The sequence below is a fragment of the Saccharopolyspora mangrovi genome (assembly GCF_035320975.1).
In the GTDB taxonomy this organism is placed as follows: domain Bacteria; phylum Actinomycetota; class Actinomycetes; order Mycobacteriales; family Pseudonocardiaceae; genus Saccharopolyspora; species Saccharopolyspora mangrovi.
The window spans coordinates 21,489-27,594 of the sequence record NZ_JAWLNX010000041.1 but is presented as its reverse complement, the minus strand read 5'-3'; the positions used below and the strand labels follow the sequence as shown (position 1 = coordinate 27,594).

At 70.2% G+C, this 6,106-nt stretch carries 5 protein-coding genes; 3 read left to right on the top strand and 2 right to left on the bottom strand.

Annotation, left to right across the window (positions count from 1 at the left end; translation table 11 throughout):
• Positions 1 to 260 precede the first annotated feature (260 nt).
• Together coaE and rpsA are read right to left on the bottom strand one after the other, a co-directional pair.
• Positions 261 to 1,448 (bottom strand): dephospho-CoA kinase, encoded by a 1,188-nt coding sequence (gene coaE, locus R4I43_RS33395; RefSeq protein WP_324269722.1) that lies wholly within the window; start codon positions 1,446 to 1,448, stop codon positions 261 to 263.
• Between the two features lie 147 nt (positions 1,449 to 1,595).
• Complete coding sequence (gene rpsA / locus R4I43_RS33390; protein WP_324269721.1) at positions 1,596 to 3,107, bottom strand: 30S ribosomal protein S1; 1,512 nt, start codon at positions 3,105 to 3,107, stop codon at positions 1,596 to 1,598.
• 304 nt (positions 3,108 to 3,411) lie between these two features.
• On the opposite strand from rpsA, the gene R4I43_RS33385 reads away from it, so the two are divergent.
• From R4I43_RS33385 to R4I43_RS33375, 3 genes are all read left to right on the top strand, one after another.
• A complete protein-coding gene (locus R4I43_RS33385; protein WP_324269720.1) occupies positions 3,412 to 4,269 on the top strand; it encodes a class I SAM-dependent methyltransferase in 858 nt (285 codons plus the stop codon).
• Between the two features lie 210 nt (positions 4,270 to 4,479).
• Positions 4,480 to 5,412 carry a GNAT family N-acetyltransferase gene (locus R4I43_RS33380; RefSeq protein ID WP_324269719.1) on the top strand — a complete coding sequence of 311 codons (933 nt, stop codon included), beginning with the start codon at positions 4,480 to 4,482 and terminating at the stop codon, positions 5,410 to 5,412.
• A gap of 49 nt (positions 5,413 to 5,461) precedes the next feature.
• Positions 5,462 to 6,097, top strand: coding sequence for an ATP-binding cassette domain-containing protein (locus R4I43_RS33375; RefSeq protein ID WP_324269718.1), 636 nt, complete (start codon positions 5,462 to 5,464; stop codon positions 6,095 to 6,097).
• Positions 6,098 to 6,106 lie beyond the last annotated feature (9 nt).

Sequence of the window (6,106 nt, the reverse complement as noted above, 5' to 3'; positions counted from 1 at the left end):
GAGATACAGGGCGAGATCACGAGGAACATCGAGGATGGCACGATAGGTGATCACGTGGGGGCCTTACCTGGTGAAGATCATCTTTGGTCGGAGTTCTTCTACCAGGAGCCCCCACGTCCCACTCCATCAGGCAGGCCCCCTGCCACCCCTACCGATCACCCCACGGCCACCCCTGCCAGGCACCTTACTGAGATCACCTCAATGAAACCGGGAATCTGATTTCCATTGAAATCGTGGGACCCGAGGTGGGAAGGCTGGGGTCAGGGGGTCCAGTTGGTGGTGTTGGCCCAGGTGAGGGCTTGGGGGAGGTTGTTGGCGAACCAGGGTTCCTTGGCCTCGGCGTAACCGTTGTGGTCGGGGTCGTTGGCGTGGGTCTCGGCGACCTGCTGCTTGAGGGCCAGGTAGTCCTCGCGGGCTTCGGCGTCGGCTCGGAGCCAGGACGGGAAGACGAGCGCGACTCGCCAGGCTGCAGTGCCGTCGACCCGGACGTGGAGGTTGGCGCAGCGGCCCGGATCGGCTGAGACGTGCAGGCGCTTGGACCACTGCTCGGGTTCCGGGGCGAAGTCGTGCGGCGTGTCGCCGTCGATGCCGGGCAGCGGGGGGAAGCCCGCCTCGCCCAGCGGCTCCGCCAGGGCGTCGGCGTCGGCGAGGGTGCGGACGGTGAGCTGCAGGTCGATGACGTCCTTGGCCGGCATCGGCACCGAGGTGGAACCGATGTGGTCGACGCGCACCGCGCGCTCCCCCGCCGCCCGCTGAACGCGGGCGATCAGCCGCCGCGCCTGGGAGGCCCACGCCGGGTCCGGGTCGACGAGCTCCGGCGAATTCGACGCGCTGCGCTGCCGCAGCCTCAGGTTCTCCTCGAAGGGCACCAGCCGGTCGCGCCACAGCTCGTCCACGCGCGCCAGCAGGTCCTCGACCGCGCCGCCGTTGTCCAGCCAGACGTCGGCGACCTCGCGGCGCTGCTCGTCGGTGGCCTGCGCCGCGATGCGCGCGCGGGCGTCCTGCTCGGCGAGCCCGCGCTCGATCAGCCGCCGCACCCGGACGTCCTCGGCGGCGTCCACGATGATCACCAGGTGGTAGTTGGGCGCGTACCCGGCCTCCACCAGCAGCGGGATGTCGTGCACCAGCACCGAGTCGGCGGGCGCCTCGGCCATCCGACGCGCGGTCAGCTCGGCGACCTTGGGGTGCACGATCGCGTTGAGGTCGAGCCTGGACTGCTCGTCGGCGAACGCCCTGGCCGCCAGCGCGGGCCGGTCCAGCGCGCCGGAGCCGTCCAGGATCCCGTCGCCGAACCGTTCCACGAGCTCCGCGAGTCCGGCGCTGCCGGGCTCGACGACCTCGCGCGAGAGGGCGTCGGCGTCGATCACCACCGCGCCGAGCTCGGCCAGCCGCCGAGCCACCGTCGACTTGCCCGATCCGATGCCTCCGGTCAAACCCACCCGCAACATGCGCTACATCCTGCCAGGCGGGCGAGCGTCTGTGAGGTGCAGTTCGCGCCCGGACCGCCCGTCCAGAACCGCCCCCGGACGCGAGACGGCCCCGCATCCACGGGGGATGCGGGGCCGCGTCGGACTTCAGCCGTCAGGCGTCAGTGCTCACGCACCACCGGAGAGCTTCTCGCGGAGGGCGGCCAGCTGGGCGTCGCTCGCGAGCGAGCCGCTGTCCTGCTGCTCTTCGTTCGAAGCCGACGAGTAGTTGCCGCCACCGGTCGGAGCCGGCTGCTCCTCGCCGCCACCGGCGGCCGCGGCAGCCGCGGCCTCGGCGTCGGCCTGGCGAGCCTTGGTGATCTGCGCGATGTGCTTCTCGTAGCGGGTGTGCGCCTCGGCGTACTGGCGCTCCCACTCCTCGCGCTGCGACTCGTAGCCTTCCTGCCACTCCTGGGTCTCCGGGTCGAAGCCCTCGGGGTAGATGTAGTTGCCCTCGTTGTCGTACTCAGCGGCCATGCCGTACTGAGTCGGGTCGAACTCCGAGTCGGGGCTGAAGCCCTCGTTGGCCTGCTTCAGCGACAGGGAGATCCGGCGACGCTCGAGGTCGATGTCGATGACCTTGATCATCACCTCGTCGCCGACCTGGACGACCTGCTCCGGGATCTCCACGTGGCGCTCGGCCAGCTCGGAGATGTGGACCAGGCCCTCGATGCCCTCGTCGACGCGGACGAACGCACCGAACGGCACCAGCTTGGTGACCTTGCCCGGCACGATCTGGCCGATCGCGTGGGTGCGGGCGAACTGACGCCACGGGTCTTCCTGGGTGGCCTTCAGCGACAGGGAGACGCGCTCGCGGTCCATGTCGACGTCGAGGACCTCGACCGTGACCTCCTGGCCGACCTCGACGACCTCGGACGGGTGGTCGATGTGCTTCCAGGAGAGCTCGGAGACGTGCACCAGACCGTCGACTCCACCGAGGTCGACGAACGCACCGAAGTTGACGATGGAGGACACGACGCCCTTGCGGACCTGGCCCTTCTGCAGCTGGTTGAGGAACTCGCTGCGGACCTCGGACTGGGTCTGCTCCAGCCAGGCGCGGCGGGACAGGACCACGTTGTTGCGGTTCTTGTCCAGCTCGATGATCTTGGCCTCGAGCTCGCGGCCCACGTAGGGCTGCAGGTCGCGGACGCGGCGCATCTCGACCAGGGACGCCGGCAGGAAGCCGCGCAGCCCGATGTCGAGGATGAGGCCGCCCTTGACGACCTCGATGACGGTGCCGCGCACGGGCTCGTCCTTCTCCTTGAGCTCCTCGATGGTGCCCCAGGCGCGCTCGTACTGGGCGCGCTTCTTGGAGAGGATCAGCCGGCCTTCCTTGTCCTCCTTCTGGAGAACAAGCGCCTCGACGAAGTCACCAACGGTGACGACCTCGGCGGGGTCGACGTCGTGCTTGATCGACAGTTCCCGGGACGGGATGACGCCCTCGGTCTTGTAGCCGATGTCGAGCAGCACCTCGTCACGGTCGACCTTGACGATGGTGCCCTCAACAATGTCCCCATCGTTGAAGTACTTGATGGTCTGGTCGACGGCGGCGAGGAAGTCCTCCTCCGTCCCGACGTCGTTCACTGCGACCTGCGGCTTGGTGGCGGCTGCAGTCGGGACGGTGGTGGTGTCGGTGGACATCAGGTGGGTTGCTCCGGTACGGATAGGTTGGTCGCTGGTTCTACGTTTGTGCCGCGCCGTGGCCGGTTTCGTCCAGTCCGACATTGCTGCCGGACCTGCGGATTCCGTTTGCCGACCGACCTTCGCCACCTCGGTGTGACCCGGGGCGCAGAAGCCGACGAGAAAAAGACCCACGGCGCGGGCGGTATCGTACGCGCTTTCTCGATCGCCGGGCAAACCGCGGTGCCCCTGGGCGGCGGACGCCTGTCGGACGCACGTCACAATCTCTTCACGTCCGCCCAGCATCCACGCCCCGGGAGAATCCTTGACACGTCCCGACGAGCCGGAGAGCGCCGATTCCCAGAATAGCTCGGCTGAGCTGTTGCTGGGGACCGTTGGCGTGCGCAAGCGCGCGGTGGACGCCGCGGAGTCGCGCTCGGCGAACCGCCTGTGGTGGGACGCCGACGCCGACGACTACCAGGCCGAGCACGGCGATTTCCTGGGCGACGACGACTTCGTGTGGTGCCCGGAGGGCCTGCGCGAGGAGCAGGCCGGGCTGCTGGGCGAGGTGCGCGGCAAGCGGGTGCTGGAGATCGGCTGCGGCGCGGCGTCGTGCGCGCGCTGGCTGGCCGGCCAGGGCGCCGAGGCCGTCGGCCTGGACATCTCCGCCGGGATGCTGCGGCACGCCCTCGACGCCGGGAAGCGCACCGGGACCTCGGTTCCCCTGGTCCAGGCCAGCGCCGACCTGCTGCCCTTCGCCACCGGCAGCTTCGACCTGGCCTGCTCGGCGTTCGGCGGGGTCCCGTTCGTGGCCGACGTGGGCGCGGTGTTCCGCGAGGTGGCCCGGGTGGTGCGCCCCGGCGGCGCGTGGGTGTTCGCCATCACTCACCCGATGCGGTGGATCTTCCCGGACGATCCGGGGCCGACCGGCCTGACCGCGACGCACTCCTACTTCGACCGCACCCCCTACCTGGAGATCGACGGCGACGATCGCGCCACCTACGTCGAGCACCACCGCACGCTGGGCGACTTCGTACGGGAGCTGGCGGGCGCCGGGCTGCGGCTGACCGATCTCGTCGAACCGGAGTGGCCCGAGGGGCACGCTCAGGTCTGGGGCCAGTGGAGCCCGCTCCGAGGCAGGCTGTTCCCAGGAACAGCGATCTTCGTCTGCACGGTCGACTGAGATGTCTCGTGGTCGGCCTGCTCGGCGACGCGGGTAGGGAACCTCAGCGGCCCGCTGGCTCCGGGCGCCGCTCCTGATGTATGCCAGTACACGGCGTCGCGGCGTCCTCACCAGCGAACCGCTGAGAACCCGCGGCGGTGCCGACCGATCAGGTGGTGAAACGACGTAACGACTTCGTCGCTCGCCCCAGACAGATGTGAGGAGCCCCCGGTGGCGACCGCGCAGGATTTGATGGAGGCCCAGTTCGCGCGGTTCGCCGCCCTGGACCCGGAGTTACCGCAAGACCAGTTCGTGCCGTCGAACGCCGAGCCGGTCGCGGCGCGGACCGCCGAGGGGCAGGCGGTGGCCGGGCTGGTCACGCACACCTCCAACCCGGAGGGCTCGGCGCGCGGGTTGTGGCAGGCCGGTGAGGCCTTCGAGCTGTTCCCGATCGTCGGCGAGCACCCGCGCGCGGGCTTGGACGCGCTGCTGGGCGCGTGGCGAGCGTGGCTGGCCGAGCGGGACGACCCGGGGCCGAACTCCTCGGCGATGGTGGTCTGGCCGAGCCGGGACGTGCAGGGCACGAGGGCGTTGCTGGACCACGGTTTCCTGCCGTTGTCGGTGCTGGCGATTCGATCACCCGCCCCGGTGGCAGATACGGAACTGTCTGGTACCGTAAAGGTGCGTCGCGCGGGACCGGCCGACCTGGACGCCGTCGTCGAGCTCACCCTGGCCGAGCTCGAATACGCCGCCCTCGTCGGAACCGCCACGTACCGCTCCGATGCCGCGCAGCTGAAGCGGACCGCCGCCCGAGTGCGCCTGCACTCCGACGATCCGGTCTGGCTCGCGGAGCAGGACGGCACGCCCGTCGCGGTCGCGGAATGCGGCTGGATCGACACCGGCAAGTCCCCGCGGGCTTACCGGCTGCGCCCCGGCTCGTGGGCCTACATCAACTGCGTGTCGGTGCACGAGAAGGCGCGCGGCACCGGTATCGGCCGCCAGCTGATGGCAGTGGTGCACGACGAGTTCGCGCGCCGAGGCGCCATCGGCAGCTTCCTGTACTACAACCCTCCCAATCCGCTGTCCTCGGTGTTCTGGCCCCGGCAGGGTTACCGGCCACTGTGGACGATGTGGGAGGTGCGCCCGGCCACCGCACTGCGCTGACCCCTCGATCCTGGGGCAGCGCAGCAGGTCTCAGGATCGAGGAGAAGGCGTGGAGATCGTCGCCACCGGCGTCGAGGTCATCGGCGCGCACGGCCCGCTGCTGGCCCCCACCTCACTGCGGGTCGCCGACGGGCAGGTGCAGCTGGTCACCGGCGAGGCCGGAACCGGCAAGACCGCGCTCGCGCTGGCCCTGTCCGGGCGGCTCAAGCCCAGCTCCGGCAGCGTCCGGCTGGACGGCTCGGCCGATCCCGACAAGCTGCGCCGCGCGGTCTCCGTCGTCGACGCGCCGCAGATCACCGAACCCGACGACGCCCTGCAGGTCCGCGACGTCGTCGCCGAGGGCCTGTCACTGGCCGGGCGCGGCTCGTCCCGCCGCAAGGTGCGCGGCTGGCTGGACGAGCGCGAACTCCCCGGCGACGTCCGCTTCGACAACCTCACAGCGCACCAGCGAACCCGGCTGCTGGTCGACCTGGCCTGCGAGTCCCGCACCACGCGCGCGCTGGTGCTCGACTGCCCCGACCGCCACGGCGACGACCCGCAGCTCTGGTACTCCCTGGCCACGACCCGCGCCGAAGGAGGCATGGCGGTGGTCGTGCTCTGCTCCACCCACTCCGCCGACAAGCTCGGAGTGCCCTCCGTCCGCATCGGCGCGGACGAAACCCAGAAGTCCACTTCGGCCGGTTGACACCTGAAG